Raw genomic sequence first — 17,181 nt, 5'->3', positions numbered from 1 at the left:
TTATGCCTGTATTTCTGCTACCCGATTTCATTGCTGACCTCCAAGCACACAATGATGCTAATTTTGCACGGAGAGTCCTTCAAAAAACGATCAAGCCTGATGGAAATTTTCGCCAGGATGCTGACGATCACCCTTATGAAGGGATTGATGGTGCTTGGATACGTTATGTAAGCAGGCAAAACACCGCATATCGAGTTATTTTCCTACGCAAGGGTGAGAATATCTATCTGTTCCGAGCAGGGGAACATAGTATAGAGGACCACCTGAAGAAACCTGCGGAGGGATCTATCAAGGCTGCTGTTCCTGTCAAGCTGGGGGAATCTGAAGTCTCATCGATAGCAGGTGCAATAATTTCGCAACAATCATACACAACATCGGTTACTAGTCAGTTCAAGCGTAATATTCCCGCCGCTCAAATCCAGCAAGAAATATTTTCACGCCGAAACTTACCACATAAAGACATCTGGCTTGTTACCCCGTCAGTAGACCCAGAGCTTTTTTCCCCAACGAAGTCTTTTGGCAAGCTTCTACTCGAGCAAGCTGAAGATGGGGCAAGCGTCGTAATTATCACCGCACCACCCAAAGACATGAACATCGAGTGGATGGAGAAATTAGCAGAGCGGCATATTGGAATATATTTGTATCCACGCTTGAACTCTAATCTCTACTGCTTCGTATTCGACAATAACCGTCGCTATGAAACAGGCTTACTTGAAAGCCAAAAATATTCGTCTTTAATTCTGGTAGGCTCATCTGGACTTACAGCCGCAGGCATGGCTGTGGGAAATGACAGACACAATGAAGAGCTGTGTTATTCTGCACCAGAAAACGAAGTTAGCTTTGTGGAAGAGTACATAACAGAACTAATGCTACACGGATATGAACTACCTGACGTTCGACGCCTAATGGCCCGTGGGCAATGGCAGAAATTGGAGAATATAAAATGACGCTAGCTCCTGGAAGTTACTACGAAAAAGCGAACTTAAAGGACAATCCCTTCCGCTCAACTCCAAATTTTGCTGCGGACCCACGCGCAAAAATCTGGGTTGGCTATGAGAAACAAAAAAAACAGCTTGACAAATATCTTAAACGCTCTCTATCCGATCAAGTTGGAAATGCCAACTTCCTTATGCTCTATGGCGATTATGGCACTGGGAAATCTCATGCGCTCCTTTGGGCGCAAAATAGAATTCTCCACGATGAAAAAAAATCATTTGATTCTGTATGCTATTTCATCCCAACGCTCCAAAAAGGGAAAGGAAAGCTTACCTTTGCCGGAGCTTTTTTAGACGACATCATCGCCAAGTCAGATCTTATGGCGAACGTTAGAGCATTCCAGAATTTTCTGACAGAGAGTATCTCTCACTATCGCGCAGCGCACAATGTCGAGCTCGAGGTAGGCCCGGAAAGAATCATTGAAAAACTAATTCACCCAGTTGAGTTAAACAATTTTGCCAAAGATATCTATCATTGCCAAAAAGAGGAAGACTTCCTCAGGTTAGTTGCACCAAAAGCGCTGACCGACTACCAAGCCATGATAATTTTCACCCGCTTGGTAAACCTCTTTGTTCACGAAATGAAGATCTCAGAAACCAACGTAAAGAGATTCAAGAAAGGTGCGTATCTATTTATTGACGAACTTGATGACTTAGAGCGTTCGAGCCTCAAGGAAGCCCGTGAAGTCAATGATATCCTTCGCCATATCTATGACAACTGCCCTAACTGCTTCTGCATGGTGATCGCACTTTCCGCAGAAATCTCCCAATTATCCGTGCTATTCTTCGACTATATTTTAAGCCGTATTCATCGCCAGATTGAGCTAGTCGTTCTGGACAAAGATGACTCGGTCGCCTTTGTCCGTGAAATCCTCAATAGCAATCGAGTCAACCCAGACGGTGAAGTCGGCTTCTTCCCATTCGATGAGACAGCTATTGAAACTATAGCGTCACAGCTCACTGAAATTACGCCACGAAAAATTGTTACGACAATGCAGCAGATTATCGAAGAAGCGCGTCTCGCAGGGCATGACCCTGCCGATGGCCCAGTATCTGTAGAGTTTCTGGATGAAAACGAAATTCTAGAGGAGGTCCTTGGAGAAGGAGGAGTCGCATAACTGGCAAAATTTTCGCCCGATATTCGATACAACAGCGAAAACAAAATTTACCATTTTACTTCGCTGTTGTATGAATTACATTGAAGCCAAACCATCTTGGTCTCTGCCACCATATTTTGGCGGGGCAAAAAGTGCACACTTACTCCGAACACCGCCGTTTTCCATGCTAGCTGTATTCCAGGCGGCATTCCATTTATAATTTAGAAATTAAAAAAACTATAAAATTCAGCTGGATATGCGACCAATTCAACTTACCCCGGCCCACCAAATGATCAAACAAAGACGTCCACGGAGGTCTTTGTTTGTGATTTGAACTCCAGCAAGTAAAGCTTCGCGTCAGTGCCTTTTTCACTGCGCGACTTGCACGGCCTGTACGCCATGCTCCGGCAGCGGCCGCCCCAGCAACACTCCGACTACCACTGCAAACACCAGCGTCACAGCCCCTGCCGTCAGCAGCACCGCCTCGAAACCACCCGCAAACGCGTGCCGCGCCAACGGCGCAACCGCCTCACGCAACCTCGGGTCAAGCAACGACAGCGCAGCCTGCAAATCCCCTGCAGCCACCCGGGTAGCCATACCACTGACCTTACCCAGATGCTCCGGTGCCACGCCGGCCATGGCCTCACGCAACAACTGCCCACTGCGCGCCGCCAGCACCCCACCGAATACCCCGATCGCAATCACGATGGCCCCAAAGCGCGTGGTCGTACTCAACCCCGAAGCCATCCCCGTCCGCTCGCGCGGCACGCAGGCCATGATGTTCTTCTGCGTATCACCATTGAGCAGCCCGGCCCCCGCTCCCAGCACCACACTGGCCCAGGCAAACGCGATGTAGCCACCCTGCCCGACCGCCCAGGCACACAGCAGATTACCTACCCCAACCAGTACCAACCCCAAGGCAAACACCTGCGCCGGGCTCAAGCGTACGGCCAGGCGCATGCCGAATCGCGGCATCAGCAACATCGCCACGGCAAACGGCAACATCCCCGCCCCCGCTGCCAGCGCCGATAACTGCAGGCCGTTCTGCAGGTACAGCGGCAACAAGGTCATCATCACCTGCGCACAAGCGGCATAGGCGAACATGCCCAGCAGGGCGCCGATGAAGCGGCCGCTGCGCATCAGTCGCAGGTCGACCATGGGCCGGGGCTGGCTGCGTTCGACCATGATGAACAGGCTGAACAGAAAAGCGCTGATCAGCAGGCGGCCGAGGGTATCGACGCTGCCCCAGCCGACCTGGTTGGCATCGATCATCGCCCAGATCAAACAGCTGAGGCTGCCGGCGAAGGTCAGGCTGCCCATGGGGTCGAGCCGGGCGGCGGCGCTGTCGCGCGATTCTTCGATGCTGCCCAGCACCATCAGGGCGAGCACGGCCACCAGCGGCAGGTTGATGTAAAAAATCCAGCGCCAGCCGAGGGTGCTGGCGATCACACCGCCCAGCAGCGGCGCGAAGGTGATGGTCGCGCCCATGCAGGCGCCCCAGAAGGCCCAGGCGCGCAGGCGTTCTTGCGGTTCGTGGAAGCGATTGCCGATGGCGGCCAGGGCTGAGGTCAGCAGCATGGCCGCGCCGATGCCTTTGGCGGCCCTGGCCAGGTCGAGCAACAGTAGGCTCGGGGCCGCGCCACAGGCCCACGAGGCAGCGCCGAACACGGCCAGGCCGAGCAGCAGCATGCGCCGTCGGCCGAAGCGGTCGGCGAGGCTGCCGGCGGGCAGCAGGCAGGCGGCGAAGGCCAGCAGGTAGGCGCTGACCACCCATTCGATGTCGGCGAACGAGCCGGACAGGTCGCGGGCGATGCTGGGCAGGCTGACGGCGACGATGTTGGTGTCGAGGATGATCAGGGCGCAGACCAGGGAGGCGGTCAGCAGTGTGTAACGCGCAGAGGGCATGGTGGGGCTCCAGAAAGCAGGGCGGGTTGCCTTGGCGGCCACTCATTGCCTGTGAAATCGCCGGGGCTGCGCTGCAGCCCATCGCAGGCAAGCCAGCTGCCACAGGGGCCGCGCTATCCGCATAGGCACAGCCGGCCGTTACTGCCAAGGCATCAGCCTTGAAGTGATGCCCTCACCATACCGCGACCCTTTTCAAGCGGTGTTAGCCCAAGCAGTCAGGTTTGTTAGCCAGCAGCTAACGCCTGGCGCCCTTCCCTGTGTCTTCGGTGGCAATCGTGTCAGCGGTGATGACACTATTGCCTGCAGGTTTAACCCCATTCGCAGAGCATTTGTCGCACCGGTGGTGCGACAATCAGCTTTACCTCCCAGCCTACGGGTCCGCCATGGAAATCCGCCATTTCCGCTACTTCCTCTGCGTCGCCCGCCACGGCCATTTCACCCGTGCCGCCGAGCAGCTGGGCATCGCCCCGCCAACCCTCAGCCGGCAGATCCAGGACATGGAGCGCGAGCTGGGTGTGCGCCTGTTCGAGCGCAATCAGCGCGAGGTCAACCTGACCGCCGCCGGCCAGGCGCTGTTGATCGAGGCGGAGCAGGCAGTGCGCCAGTTCGATGCGGCGCAGCGGGGGGCGCAGCGGGCCGGGCGGGGCGAGAGTGGCAATGTCGAGCTGGGTTATGTGGCGTCTGCGGCGTACTCCGGGATATTGCAGCGCCAGGTCACTACCTTCAGCGACGCGCACCCCGGGGTGCGCCTGAATATCCGTGAGCTGCCCATGGCCGAGCTGCCGGGCCTGGTCCGCGATGGGCTGCTGGACCTGGCCTATGTGCGCTCGCCGATGGAGATCCCCGATGAGGTCGAAGCCATCGCCCTGCACCAGGAGAACTTCGTCCTCGCCCTGCCCGCCAGCGCGCGGATCAATGAGCTGGCGCAGATCCCTGCGGCGCGGCTGGCCGGGGAAACCTTCATCCTCCCGGAGCAGATTTCCGGCACGCTGGAGGTTGCCGCGCAAGGTGGCTTTGTACCGCGCCTGGGGCCGCAGCCGGGCAGCCTGGTGGCGGTGATCACCCTGGTGTCGCTGGGCCAGGGCGTCGCCGTGGTGCCCGAGTCGGTGGTGCGGCGCATCAGCCTGCCGCAGGTAAATTACCGGCCCCTTGCCGACTGCCAGGCCAGCTCCTGGCTGAGCCTGGTGCACCGGCGTTTCGAAAAAGCCCCAGCGGTGCTGCGCTACCTCGAAAGCGTGCGCTAGCCGCACTACACTGGGCCTTTCGGCCTGGAGGGTTGCACGTGCACAACGCAGGAAGCGAACGGCAACGACGCGGCGCAGTGGTGTGGCTGACCGGGCTTTCCGGGGCGGGCAAATCGTCCCTGGCCACGGCCCTGGCCCTGCGCCTGCAGCAATTGGGGCACGCCTGCTACGTGCTCGATGGCGATGTGCTGCGCAATGGCCTGAACGCCGACCTTGGCTTTTCCCCCACCGACCGTCATGAAAACATCCGCCGCACCGGCGAGGTGGCGGCGCTGTTCGCCGATGCCGGGCTGGTCTGCATCGCCGCGCTCATTTCGCCTTACCGCGCCGACCGCGCGGCCGCGCGCCAGGCGTGCAAGGCCGGGTTCCACGAGGTACACGTCAAGGCCGACCTGGCCACCTGCGAGGCGCGCGACCCCAAGGGCCTGTACCGGCGGGCGCGGGCCGGCGAGCTGAAGGCGTTCACCGGCATCGATGCGCCCTACGAGGCGCCGCAGCACCCCGAGCTGGTGGTGGACACCGCCGGCGCCACGCTGCAGGCGTCGCAGGACCTGCTGCTGGGCTATGTGCTTGAGCAGGTCCTGCAGCAAGTCCTCCCACCCCAGGGCCTCACGACTCCGGCGTGATCTCGCCGCGCTGCCAGCGCGCTTCGCTGTTGCCCAGTGCCTGGGCGATGTCGGTCAGCTGGTCGGACGGCAGGGTCGCCGGCAGCGGGTCGAGGCCAGCACTGGCGAACAGTTGGCCGTAGCTGTTGCGCAACTCGGCGTAGGCCAGGTCGCGGCGCAGGTCGGCCTGCAAGGCGTTCAACTCACCCTGGATCAGCTCCAGCTCACCAATGCCCTGGGCCTGGTGGCGGTTGCGCAGCTGTTCGACGATCTGCTGATCAAGGGCAACCATCTGCTGGCTGGTGGCGAACTGGCGACGCGCCTCGCTGTAGTTGGCATTGGCCACATACAGCTGGGCCAGGATGGCCATCGACATTGCCTGGCGCCGCGCCTCGACCACCTGCTCACCCGCTTTGGCCACATCGATCGAGGCCGGGCCGGACAACACGTTGAACAGGTTCCAGGTGAGTTTGACGCCGTAGTCGGCCCAGTGCTGGTTGGTCAGGAAGCTGTTGCTGTCGTAATGCCCACCGGCGGAGAACTCCAGGCCCGGCAACATGCGCAGCATCGACTTACGCACCTCGGCAGCGCTGATGCGCGCCTGGTAGTCCTGCTCGCGCAGCTCGGGGCGCGAGGCCAGGGCCTGCTGTTCCAGGCTGTCCAGCCCGACTTTCAGCTCCGGCACGCTGTAGTCGTCGCTGGCCGCCAGGGTCAGCTCGGTACCCGGCGGCAGGTTGATCAGCGCGCCCAGCTCCGTCTTGGCCAGCGACAAGGCGCGGCGCTGCTCTTCCAGCTGGCGGGTGGCCTCGATCAGCGAACGCTGGTAGTTCAACGCCTGGATCTGGTCGCCGATGCGCTGCTCGCCCAGGCGCTGGCTGTTGTCGCGGGCCTGTTCGACGCGCACCATCAGCGCGTCGATCTGCTTGAGCAGCCGCTCGGCGGCGACTGCACGCCAGTAGGCCGAGCGCACGTCCTGGATAATGGTCTGCACCACCTTGCGCCGACGCTCCTGCACGATCAGGCGCTGGTCGCCCTGCTGCTTGGCGCTGACGTAGCTGACACCGAAGTCCAGCACGTTCCACACCATGGTCAGGTCGGCGACGTCGCGGTCGCGGTCCTGGGAGGTCGACGGCTCCAACGACTGGGTGTTGGTCAGCACGCTGCGGCTGCTGGCGGCGCTGACGTTGCTGCGCCCGGCATAGCCGGCCGACATGGCCATGCGCGGCAGCATGTCGAAGGTGGCCAGGTCGACCTGGCGCTGGGCCAGGGCTTCTTCCATCACCTTCAGGCGCGCCTCCAGGTTGTACTTCACCGCACGGGCCATCGCCTGGTGCAGGGTCAGCGGACCTTGCAGTGCCTCCTGGCCCTTGAACATGCTGGCCAGATCGTTACGCGCGCGCTGTTCGCTGACGCTGCGCTCGATCGGCTGGGTCTTGACCGCACAACCGGTCACGGCCAGTGCCAACATGCTGATCGCAAAAATCCTTGATGCTCTGCTCATCCCCACCGCCCCCTGGTACTGCCTTTTGATGTCTATTGTGTTGTTATCCGCCGTGCCCATGGCTCATGCCTCGGGCACGGGGGTTTCGATCTGCCCCAGCGCCAGCGCCAGGTCCCGGACCTGACGTTGCTCGCCGTCCTTGAACGCCTGCAACTGCTGGCCCAGCGTCGGCGCCCCGGACAGGCCCTCGCCGCCCTGGCGCCAGGGTTTGCCGCCGCTCAGCTCGTACTGGCCGCCGTCGTCCGGCAGCGTCTTGTCGAAGATGTTGGCCAGGCTGCTGGCACCGAACACGTTGGCATCGCCGCCGCCAAAACCGAGGAACCCCGCACCGGAGCCATTGCCGATGCCGAAGCCGCCTTGCTGCCCGGCGAACACCTGCGCCAGGTAGCTGGGCGCCAAGGCGCCATCGCGAATGAAGATATTGCCCAGCGGCGGCAGCCCACCACCCACGCTCGGGGCCTCGAACAGCGGCGCCGGCAGCAGCGGCGACTGGAATGCCGTCAACGGCGGCGCCGGCACTATCTGTACCGGCAGCGGCTGGCTGGCCAAGCCTGGGGCCGTGGCCGGGTAGGCGCGGAACTGCGGATCACCGTCGCTGGACTGCAACGCCCTGCCCTGGCCGACAAAGCCATCTTCCAGCACGTTGCCGGCCGCATCGCTGATGCCAGTGCCGCTGGCCTTCAGGGCCAATGCCAGGCTGCCGCTGCCGGCCACGCCTGCGACATTCACCTGCCAGGTGCGGCTGTCGACCTGCACCAGTGATTGCAGGGTGCCGGTGGCGTTGCCGGTCGACACCAGCTGGAAATCGCTCAGATCGACGCCGCGAACATCCTCACTGAAGGTCACCGTGAACGCCTGGCTGCCGCTGCCGGTGACAGGTGCCGGGACGATCGATTCGACGCTCGGCACACGGGTATCGACAATGACCCGTGCGCTGTCGCCGACCGCCGCCAGCCCTGGGTTCAAGGCATTGCCGGCGGCGTCGTGCAAGGTCGCGCCGTTGGCCGCCAGCCCCACCACCTGAATGCCGTCGGCATCGTTGTCGCCGGCCTGTATGCGGTACTGGAACACCAGCGTCGGCGTGCCGGACCCAGCGACAAAATCGGCGTACACCGTGCGCCCGCCAACATCCAGCGCCAGCTTCGGGGCGCCGTCGACGATCACCGCTTCGCTGGTGTTGACCACGAAGGTCAGGGTGTCGCCAGCATTGTAGAGCACACCGACCGGCACGCTGACGCTGCTCACCGTGGGCACGTCGCGGTCGATGTTGTACACCGCGCCAGCCAGGCCACCGGCCAGCAGGTTGCCGGCCACGTCGCTGATGGCGGTGGCATTGGCGTTGAGGTTCAAGCCCAGTGTGCCAGTGCCACTGACGCCGCTGGCGGTGATTTCGTACACCCCGTCACTCACCAGGCGCAGGCCGCTGAGCGTGGCACTGGCAGTACCGCTGCTGACCAGACTGAAATCGGACAAGTCCACGCCGTTGACGCGCTCGCTGAAGGTGACGGTGAAGCGCACGCTCTGCGCGTTGCTCGGCGACGGGTCGAGGGTGACGATGCCAACCGCCGTGGGTGCCTGGGTATCGATCAGCACCTGGCCGGTATCGGCGACGCCATTCAAGGTCAGGTCCATGGCGTTGCCCTGAGCATCGCGCAAGGCCCCGCCATTGGCCGACAGGCCGGTCACGCGAATGCCGTCGCTGTCGTTGTCGCCGGCCTGCACGATGTACTGGAACACCAGGGTCGGCGTGCCGGCACCGGCCATCAGCTCGGCGAACACCGTGCGCCCCCCGATGTCCAGCGCCAGGCGCGGCGAACCCGCCACCTGCACGGCCTCACTGGCCGTGACCACGAACACCAGTGCATCGCCGGCGTTGTAGGAGACACCGGCCGGGCCGCCGACACTGGTCACGCTGGGCACGCGTGTGTCGATAACGTAGTTGTTGGAGTCGCTGCTACCGACCCCGGCATTGCCGGAGCCCGCGCCCACCACCCCGGTGTTGTCCAGAGTGATCAGGTTGCTGGCGTCCTCGACATTGCTGGCGGGGGTGAGGGTCGCGGTCCAGGTGATGCCGCCGTCGGCGCTGGCCAGGTTGCTCAGCACGCCATTGGCCACGCTCAAGTCGGCCAGGGTGAAGCCGCTGATCGCCTCGCTGAAGGTGATGGTCACCGTGGTGGTTTCGCCCGCCCGCAAGGCGCTGTCGGCGACCACCACGGTGGCGGTGGGGATGACGGTGTTGACCGCGTAGTTGGCCGACGACGTCGTGCCGGTGCCGGTGTTGCCCGCCAGGTCGGCGACGCCGGCGTTGTCCAGGATGATCAGGTTGGTGCCCTCCTGCACGCCCGCGGTCGGGGTGAAGGTGGCGGTCCAGGTGATGCCGCCGTCGCTGCTGGTCACGGTGCTCAAGGTGCCATTGGCGACAGTCAGGTCGTTATTGCTGAAGCCGGTCACCGCCTCGCTGAAGGTGATGGTTACCGTGGTGCTCTCGCCAGCGCGCACGTCGCTGTCGGCCATCACCAGGGTGGCGGTTGGGCGTTGGCTGTCGATGGCGTAGCTGTTCGAATGGGTGATGCCGGAGCCTGCGTTGCCCGCCAGGTCCGTCACGTCGGTGTTGTTCAGGGTGATCAGGTTGCTGGTGTTGGTGATGCCGCCGATGGGCGTCAGGGTCGCGGTCCAGGTAATGCCACCGTCGCTGCTGGAGAGCCCACTGAGGGTGCCGTTGGCCACGGTCAGGTCGGCCAGGGTGAAGCCAGTCACCGCTTCACTGAAGGTGATGGTCACTGTGCTGGTTTGGCCAACCGCCAGTTGGGTGTCGGCCACCAGGATGGTCGCCGTCGGGCGCTGGGTGTCGATGGCATAGTTGTTCGAATCGGTGCTGCCGACACCGGCGTTGCCACCCAGGTTGGTCACACCGGTGTTATCCAAGGTAATCAGGTTGGTGGTATCGGTGATATTGCTGGTGGGCGTGAAAGTGGCGGTCCAGGTGATGCCGCCGTCGGTGCTGGAAACAGCGCTGAGGGTGCCGTTGGCCACCGTCAAGTCGGCGTTGGTGAAGCCCATCACCGCCTCGCTGAAGGTAATGGTCACCAGCGACGTCTCCCCAATGCGCAGCGCATTGTCGGCAACGATGACGGTTGCCGTGGGCACGACCGTGTCGATGGTGTAGTTGGCCGACGAGGTCGTACCGGTGCCGGTGTTGCCCGCCAGGTCGGCGATGCCGGTGTTGTTCAGGACGATCAGGTTGGTTGCATCCTGCACACCTGCGGTCGGTGTGAAGGTCGCGGTCCAGGTGATGCCGCCATCGCTGCTGGAGAGGGCGCCCAGGGTGCCATTGGCCACACTCAGGTCGTCATGGGTGAAGCCGGTTACCGCCTCACTGAAGGTGAAGGTCACCAGGCTGGTTTCGCCGGCCGTCAGGTTGCTGTCGGCGATCACGATGGTGGCCGTCGGGCGCTGGCTGTCGATGGCGTAGTTGTTCGAGTCGGTGGTGCCGGAGCCTGCGTTGCCGGCCTGGTCGGCAACGCCGGTGTTGTCGAGGGTGATCAGGTTGGTGGTGTCGGTGATGTTGCTGATCGGGGTGAGGGTCGCCGTCCAGGTGATGCCGCCATCGATGCTGGAAACGGCGCTCAGGGTGCCGTTGGCCACCGTCAGGTCGGCATTGCTGAAGCCAGTAACCGCTTCGCTGAAGGTGACGGTCACCAGCGATGTCTGGCCGATGGCCAAGTTGTCGTCGGCGACCACGATGGTCGCGATCGGGCGCACGGTGTCGATGGCGTAGTTGTTCGAGGTGGTGGTACCGAAGCCCGCGTTGCCACTGTTCAGGCCCAATACGCCGCTGTTGTCGAGGGTGATCAGGTTGGTGGCGTCGGTGATGTTGCTGGCGGGCGTGAAGGTGGCGGTCCAGGTGATGCCGCCATCGCTGCTGGAAACCGCGCTCAAGCTACCGTTGGCGATGGTCAGGTCGGCATTGGTCAAGCCGGTCACCGCCTCACTGAAGGTGATGGTCACCAGGCTGCTCTCGCCGATGCGCAGGGCCGTATCGCTGACCACGATCGTCGCTGTGGGTTGCAGGGTATTGACCGTGTAGTTGACGGAGGACGTGGTGCCGCTGCCCGCGTTACCGGCCTGGTCGGCGACCCCGGCGTTGCTCAGGGTAATCACGTTGCTGGCGCCCTGCACGTTGATCAGCGGGGTGAAGGTGGCTGTCCAGGTGATGCCGCCGTCACTGCTCGACAGCCCGCTCAGGCTGCCGTTCTGCGCCGACAGGTCGGCGAGGGTGAAGCCGGTCACCGCTTCGCTGAAGACGATGGTCACCGTGGTGGTCTCGCCCACGGTCAGGGCGGTGTCGGCCATCGCGATGATGGCGGTCGGGCGCTGGGTATCGACGGCGTAGTTGTTCGAATCGGTGGTGCCGGAGCCTGCGTTGCCGGCCAGGTCCGTCACGCCGGTGTTGTCCAGGGTGATCAGGTTGCTGGTGTCGGTGATGTTGCTGGTCGGCGTGAAGGTCGCCGTCCAGGTAATCCCGCCGTCGCTGCTGGACACCGCAGTCAAGGTGCCATTGGCCACGGTCAGGTCGGCGTTGGTGAAGCCGGCCACCGCCTCGCTGAACGTGACGGTCACCTGCGACGTCTGGCCGATGGCCAGGTTGGTGTTGGTCACCACGATGGCCGCGGTCGGGCGCACGGTGTCGATGCTGTAGTTGTTCGAGTTGGTGGTGCCGGTGCCGGTGTTGCCAGCAGCATCGGCCACGCCGGTGTTGTTCAGGGTGATCAGGTTGGTGGCATCGGTGATGCTGCTGGTCGGAGTGAGAGTTGCGGTCCAGGTAATGCCTCCGTCGCCGCTGCTCAAATCGCTCATAACACCATTGGCCACACTCAGGTCGGCCAGGGTCAGGCCTGTGACCGCCTCGCTGAAGGTGATGGTCACCTGCGACGTTTCACCGATGCGCAGGGCAGTATCGGCGACGACGATGGTGGCGGTCGGGCGCACGGTATCGATGCTGTAGTTGTTCGATTGGGTGGTGCCGGTGCCGGCGTTACCGGCGATATCGAGCACGCCGGTATTGTCCAGGGAGATCAGGTTGGTGGCATCGGTGACATTGCTGGCGGGCGTGAAAGTGGCCGTCCAGGTAATGCCACCATCGCTGCTGCTCACCGCACTCAACGTGCCGTTGGCGATGGTCAGGTCGGCGTTGCTGAAATCCGTCACCGCTTCGCTGAAGGTGATGGTCACCAGGCTGGTTTCACCGATGCGCAAAGCGCTGTCGGCGACCACGACGGTTGCCGTGGGGCGCTGGGTGTCGATGCTGAAGCTCGGCGAAAGGGTGACGCCGCTACCCGCGTTGCCCGCCAGGTCGGAGACGCCGGTGTTGTTCAGGGTGATCACCGCACTGGCGACGGTGGTGCCGGCGGCCGGGGTGAAGGTGGCGGTCCAGGTGACGCCGCCATCGCTGCTGCTCAAGGCGGACAAGGTGCCACCGGCCACCGTGAGGTCGGCAGTGGTGAAGCCGGTCACCGCCTCGCTGAAGGTGAAGGTCACGGTCGACGTCTCGTCGGATTTCAGCGCGCTGTCGCTGAGGGTGATGGTGGCCGTTGGCGGCACCGTCTCGCGGATGATCACCTGCACCAAGGCCGCACCGGAAGTGCCGCCATCGCCGTCGTTGACGGTCACCGAAATCGACCGGCTGGCCTGGCCGATGCCATTGCCGGCATTACCGTTGTCGTAGGTGATGCTGCGTACCAGCGCCTGTACCGCTGCAGCCGTGGCATTGGCGTTGAACGTCACCACCAGGTTGGCGCCGCCGGTGCCACCGGCCACGCTGCCGATGGCCACGCCGCCGTAGCTGACCGTGCTGCCGCTGACGCTGATCTGCCCGGCGCCGGTGCCCACGCTGCGGATGCCCAGGCTGTCTTCGCTGCCCACGCCATTGGCGCTGACCGAAGCCGTGAGGTTGCCCCCGGCGAAGTCGGCCGAATCGCTGTCGCTGACGGTGGCATTGCCGGCTGCATCGATCAGCACCGCGCCGCTGCCCTGGGTGAAGGCCACGCTGTCACCGTTGAGGTTGCCGATCACCGGCACGGCATTGAGCGGCTGCACCACCACCGACGCCGTGCGGGTGGTGCTGCCCATGTCATCGTTGACGCTGACGGTCACACTGCGCGTGCCGCTGGTGTAGGCCGCCGCCGCGTTGCCATAGGTGACCGAAGCCAGGATCGCCCGGTACTGGGCCAGAGTGGCGACGCCGCTCAGGGCCAGCACCGTGCTGCCCGAGCCGGTCACGGTGATGCCATAAGTCGCTGCCAGGGCAAGCTGCGCACCGCTCAGCGACAGCGTCTCGTTGGCGCCGTCGACCACACCGCTCAACGTCAGGGTGGCGCCACTGACTTGGGTATCGCCGTCGGTCTGGGTGAGAGAGAGGTTCGGCACGATCGCCACCGACGTGCCAGCGAAGTTGACCGTGCTGTCATTGCCAGCGGTACCGGTGTCCAGGTCGACCACCGGCGGTGCCGAGTACAGCACCTCGTAGGCGCCGATATCCACGCCCCCCCCGCGCGGCCGGTCAAAGCCGCGCAGGTCGGTGGCCGGCGCGCCACTGCTGGTGCCCTGGTCGATGGCATTGGTTGCGGTGGCGGCCAGGCGGTAGTCGCCGCCGGCGGCATTGACGAAGTTGACCGTGGTGCCGACCAGGTTGGTGATGCCGGTGTAACTGCTGCCCGTGGCGGCATCGGCCGCGACGCCGTTCACCGTGTTGCCGGTGAGGATGGAGTTCTGCACCGTCACCGTGCCGGCCTGGCCGCTGACCCAGCCGAGGCCGGCCGAGGTGATGCTGCCGGTGCTGGTGTTGAGGAACACGTTGTTGGCAATGGTGCTGTTGACGATGCTCACCGAACCGCCCGTGTTGCTCAGTACGATTACCGCGCCGGCGGCGACGGTGCCGGTCGCACCGTAGGAACCGGTGTTGTTGTAGATCGCCACGTTCTCCAGCACATGGTTGTTGGCGCCGCCCAGGCGCACCAGCGAAGCCATGGCAGTGCCACCCACGATGCTCGCACTGTTGTCGTGGAGGGTCGTATTGCGCACGACCACCGTCGAGCCTGCAGTGGTCGCCGAGTTGATCACGGCGCCTGAGTTGCTTTCGAAATTGGAGTCCAGGACGGTGATCGAACCGTTGTTGGCGCGGATCGCGCCACCGGTGAGGTTGCCCGAGAAATAGCGGAAGTCGAGGTTGCGCACGGTCAGCACGCCACCGCTGTTGCTCTGCAGCCCCGACGCCTCGAGTGCCTCGCGCGCACCGTTGTTGTTGACGTCGCCACTGAGGATGATGTCGCCCAGGCCGTCTCCATCGACATCGCCATTGAGGGTGATGTTGCTGGTGACCAACAGCGCCGAGGCGGTGGACCAACGTATGGTCTGCCCTTTCAAGGTTTGGTGAAACACGATGATGTCGCTGCCGCTACCGGCAGTGGAGCCGTCCACCGACGTATCGGTGTTGGCCGCCTGGATGGCCTCGGCCAATGACACCTTTCCATTGACCACCGTGGACGAGGCATCGGTGTCGGTCACGGTGATGGTCGCCAGCGAGGTGTTGAACGCCGTCAGGTCGCCGCGCTGCACGCCCACCCCGGTGGCCACCACGCCGGAGACGGTCTCCAGTTCCCAGTCCTCACCCGCACGGTTGCCGGTCGAATCGGACGACGCGCCGACGTCGGCACCGCTCAGCCGTGCCACTTCGCTGACGAACAGCTGGCCATCGCTGCCGGCGCCGGTGTTGCAGGCGAAGAAGCGGATGTCACCGCCCTCGGCCAGGCTGGCGCCGATGCGCGCCAGGTCGGCGGAGTGGCTGGCCAGCTGGTTGGCCCAAATGGCATTGCCGGCCAGGTACACGTAGCCGCTGTCGCCGTGGCTGATGATGTCGATGGACGTGACGTCGCTGCGGCCGTCGAGGTAATCGGCAATCTGCTTGAAGCCGTCCTTGCCGTTTTCCAGCACCACCACCTCAACGCCTGCGGGCAGGCCGGCGATGAGCTTTTGGTAGTCGCTGACGGCGGAGTCGACGAACACCACTTCGTGGCTGCCGGCCGCCGTGGTCGCCGGGGCCGTGGCGGGCGCGGCGTCCTGCGCGCTTTCATGGCTCGCGCTGTCCTGGGTGCTGCTGGTATCGCTGGCCGTGGCGGTGTCCTTGCTGGTGGCTACCGTGGCCGCTGCAGCCTCCGCCGCCTGGGCACCCTGGTCGGCCACCACGGCCACCGAGGCATCGAACATCATGCGCGGTTCCAGGGCCTGAATCAGGCTCGGCCGGTTCGTGGAAACGTTGGGTGTGTGGGTGTCCTTGCCGCGTTTCCAGAATGCCATGATGACCTCTTTCAGCCCCGAAGCGGGTTGTGCTTGCCGCCCCCGCATACGCGGGCGGCCTGTCCTTTTTGATAACACCGCAACGGGCTGCGGGGCGCCGATGGACGCCCCGCAGCCCTGCCTGCAACCTGCCGGCCTCAGTTACGCGACGGGTAGATCCCTTCGGTCGCGATGATGAAGTTGATGCCCAGGTAAGGGCTCTGGTTCGAGAACGGCTGGTTGCCCCCGCTGGTCGTCGCGGTGCCGCTCGGGATGTTGAGGTCGAACGGCTTGAGCGTGGTGTTGCTGCCCGTCGAGGCGTAGATGGCCACCTCCGCGCCTGCACCCGTGGTGTCTTTCGGCTTGGCCAGCACGCCGCTGGTCGAAGGCGCCGCCAGGTCGGCATCGCCTTCCGCTGCCGGGATGGCAACCGATACCGTTTTGGCAGGAATGTTCACGACCTGCGCCGCCATGTTCAGTTGCGTCAAGGTGGTCGTTGCCGTACCCGCAGCCTCACCCAGCTCGACCACCGGCAAGCCGGTGCCCTGCCCGGGGTGGACAGGCGCACGGCCACGCAGGTCAGGCAGGCCGAAGGTGGTCTGGCCATTACCGCCGTAGGTGGTGCCCAGAATAGAGAACAACGCGCTGTTCTGGCTGACGCTCAGAAGCTGCCCATTGCACAGGGCCCAGCCCCGAGGGGCGAAGTTGCCCGCGAACAATGTGATCTGACCCAGGAACGGCTCACTCATTTACTGCTCTCCTATGACAACGCTGCAAAGCGGGCCCACTGGCCCGCGGGAATTGATGCGCGTGACAGGCGCCGCTAGTGCGCCCGGTCGACGTGGGAAATCGCGGTATCGAGCGCCGGTCGGCGCATCTTCAGGTACAGGCCGTTCTCACCTACCGTCGTAAAGCCATGGCGTTGGTAGAGGCGCAGTGCCGGGTTGTGTGCGGCAACGTGCAGGCCGACGCTCAGCCCCTGCGCATCGGCGCGGGCCAGCCACTGGTCGAGCAGGCGGTTGCCGATGCCTTGGCCACACCAAGCCGGCAACAGGGCGGTATCGATGAGTTGCAGGTGGCTCTCGGTCCACAACAGGTAGGCTCGGCCGATGCGCTCGCCCGCCGCTTCGATGACGAAGAAACCGGCGCCGGCGAACTGGGCCTGGTAGTAGTCGTGCTGGGCCTGGAACTGCTGGTCGAGAAAGCTTTCGATGGCAGCCTGCGGCCACGCCAGCATGGCCATTTCGGCGGCACGCGTGGTGCCGTAGAGATCACGCAGGAACGCCAGGTCGGCGCCCTCCATGGGACGGAGACACACCTCGGGGATGGACATCGGGTCTGGCTTCCCTGCGTAAGTTACCCCATGGTGAGGGGCGCACGTCCAAGTGAATTGTCCTACACGATCTCGATGAGCGTAGCCGAAGAACAAGGCATATAGCCACTACCCCAAAGCGGTCTTGAGCACTTTTTTCTCAAACACCCGTTTGAGGTGTTTTGACACCC

At 63.2% G+C, this 17,181-nt stretch carries 9 protein-coding genes; 4 read left to right on the top strand and 5 right to left on the bottom strand.

Features of this window, described 5'->3' with window-relative positions; translation table 11 throughout:
* The first annotated feature begins 2 nt into the window (after positions 1 to 2).
* Together ACIPIJ_RS26150 and ACIPIJ_RS26145 are read left to right on the top strand one after the other, a co-directional pair.
* Positions 3 to 947 (top strand): hypothetical protein, encoded by a 945-nt coding sequence (locus ACIPIJ_RS26150; protein ID WP_401082425.1) that lies wholly within the window; start codon positions 3 to 5, stop codon positions 945 to 947.
* The gene (locus ACIPIJ_RS26145; RefSeq protein ID WP_401082422.1) at positions 920 to 2,113 is read left to right on the top strand and encodes a hypothetical protein; all 1,194 of its coding nucleotides are present in this window, start codon (positions 920 to 922) and stop codon (positions 2,111 to 2,113) included. Before ACIPIJ_RS26150 ends, ACIPIJ_RS26145 begins: the two co-directional genes overlap by 28 nt.
* Positions 2,114 to 2,461: 348 nt before the next feature.
* On the opposite strand, the gene ACIPIJ_RS26140 is transcribed toward ACIPIJ_RS26145, so the two are convergent.
* Complete coding sequence (locus ACIPIJ_RS26140; protein WP_401082419.1) at positions 2,462 to 3,997, bottom strand: MFS transporter; 1,536 nt, start codon at positions 3,995 to 3,997, stop codon at positions 2,462 to 2,464.
* A gap of 383 nt (positions 3,998 to 4,380) precedes the next feature.
* On the opposite strand from ACIPIJ_RS26140, the gene ACIPIJ_RS26135 reads away from it, so the two are divergent.
* Both ACIPIJ_RS26135 and cysC read left to right on the top strand, forming a co-directional pair.
* Entirely contained in the window at positions 4,381 to 5,241 is an 861-nt protein-coding gene (locus ACIPIJ_RS26135; protein ID WP_401082417.1) for a LysR family transcriptional regulator, read from the top strand.
* 38 nt (positions 5,242 to 5,279) lie between these two features.
* Positions 5,280 to 5,867 carry an adenylyl-sulfate kinase gene (gene cysC, locus ACIPIJ_RS26130; protein ID WP_401082414.1) on the top strand — a complete coding sequence of 196 codons (588 nt, stop codon included), beginning with the start codon at positions 5,280 to 5,282 and terminating at the stop codon, positions 5,865 to 5,867.
* Here the strand turns inward: cysC and ACIPIJ_RS26125 are convergent.
* The 4 genes from ACIPIJ_RS26125 to ACIPIJ_RS26110 form a co-directional block, all read right to left on the bottom strand.
* Positions 5,851 to 7,347 (bottom strand): TolC family protein, encoded by a 1,497-nt coding sequence (locus ACIPIJ_RS26125; RefSeq protein WP_401082411.1) that lies wholly within the window; start codon positions 7,345 to 7,347, stop codon positions 5,851 to 5,853. The two genes, cysC and ACIPIJ_RS26125, sit on opposite strands and share 17 nt — an antisense overlap.
* Before the next feature lie 63 nt (positions 7,348 to 7,410).
* Positions 7,411 to 15,699, bottom strand: a complete 8,289-nt coding sequence (locus tag ACIPIJ_RS26120) for an Ig-like domain-containing protein (protein ID WP_401082408.1) — start codon at positions 15,697 to 15,699, stop codon at positions 7,411 to 7,413.
* Between the two features lie 137 nt (positions 15,700 to 15,836).
* On the bottom strand, positions 15,837 to 16,427 hold the full coding sequence (locus ACIPIJ_RS26115; RefSeq protein WP_401082406.1) for a phage tail protein: 591 nt from the start codon (positions 16,425 to 16,427) through the stop codon (positions 15,837 to 15,839).
* A gap of 74 nt (positions 16,428 to 16,501) precedes the next feature.
* Positions 16,502 to 17,011: a GNAT family N-acetyltransferase gene (locus tag ACIPIJ_RS26110; RefSeq protein ID WP_401082404.1), complete on the bottom strand. Its 510-nt coding sequence runs from the start codon at positions 17,009 to 17,011 to the stop codon at positions 16,502 to 16,504.
* Between the last annotated feature and the right edge of the window lie 170 nt (positions 17,012 to 17,181).

Origin of the sequence: Pseudomonas sp. NPDC087185 (assembly GCF_044744955.1) — a bacterium.
GTDB lineage: Bacteria > Pseudomonadota > Gammaproteobacteria > Pseudomonadales > Pseudomonadaceae > Aquipseudomonas.
This window is presented reverse-complemented; position numbering and strand designations above follow the sequence as displayed.

Bases quoted from the DNA above. Each gene is read 5' to 3' on its own strand.
- ACIPIJ_RS26150 (WP_401082425.1), top strand. From the start codon at position 3: ATGCCTGTATTTCTGCTACCCGATTTCATTGCTGACCTCCAAGCACAC.
- ACIPIJ_RS26145 (WP_401082422.1), top strand. From the start codon at position 920: ATGGCAGAAATTGGAGAATATAAAATGACGCTAGCTCCTGGAAGTTAC.
- ACIPIJ_RS26140 (WP_401082419.1), bottom strand. From the start codon at position 3,997: ATGCCCTCTGCGCGTTACACACTGCTGACCGCCTCCCTGGTCTGCGCC.
- ACIPIJ_RS26135 (WP_401082417.1), top strand. From the start codon at position 4,381: ATGGAAATCCGCCATTTCCGCTACTTCCTCTGCGTCGCCCGCCACGGC.
- ACIPIJ_RS26125 (WP_401082411.1), bottom strand. From the start codon at position 7,347: ATGAGCAGAGCATCAAGGATTTTTGCGATCAGCATGTTGGCACTGGCC.
- ACIPIJ_RS26120 (WP_401082408.1), bottom strand. From the start codon at position 15,699: ATGGCATTCTGGAAACGCGGCAAGGACACCCACACACCCAACGTTTCC.
- ACIPIJ_RS26115 (WP_401082406.1), bottom strand. From the start codon at position 16,427: ATGAGTGAGCCGTTCCTGGGTCAGATCACATTGTTCGCGGGCAACTTC.
- ACIPIJ_RS26110 (WP_401082404.1), bottom strand. From the start codon at position 17,011: ATGTCCATCCCCGAGGTGTGTCTCCGTCCCATGGAGGGCGCCGACCTG.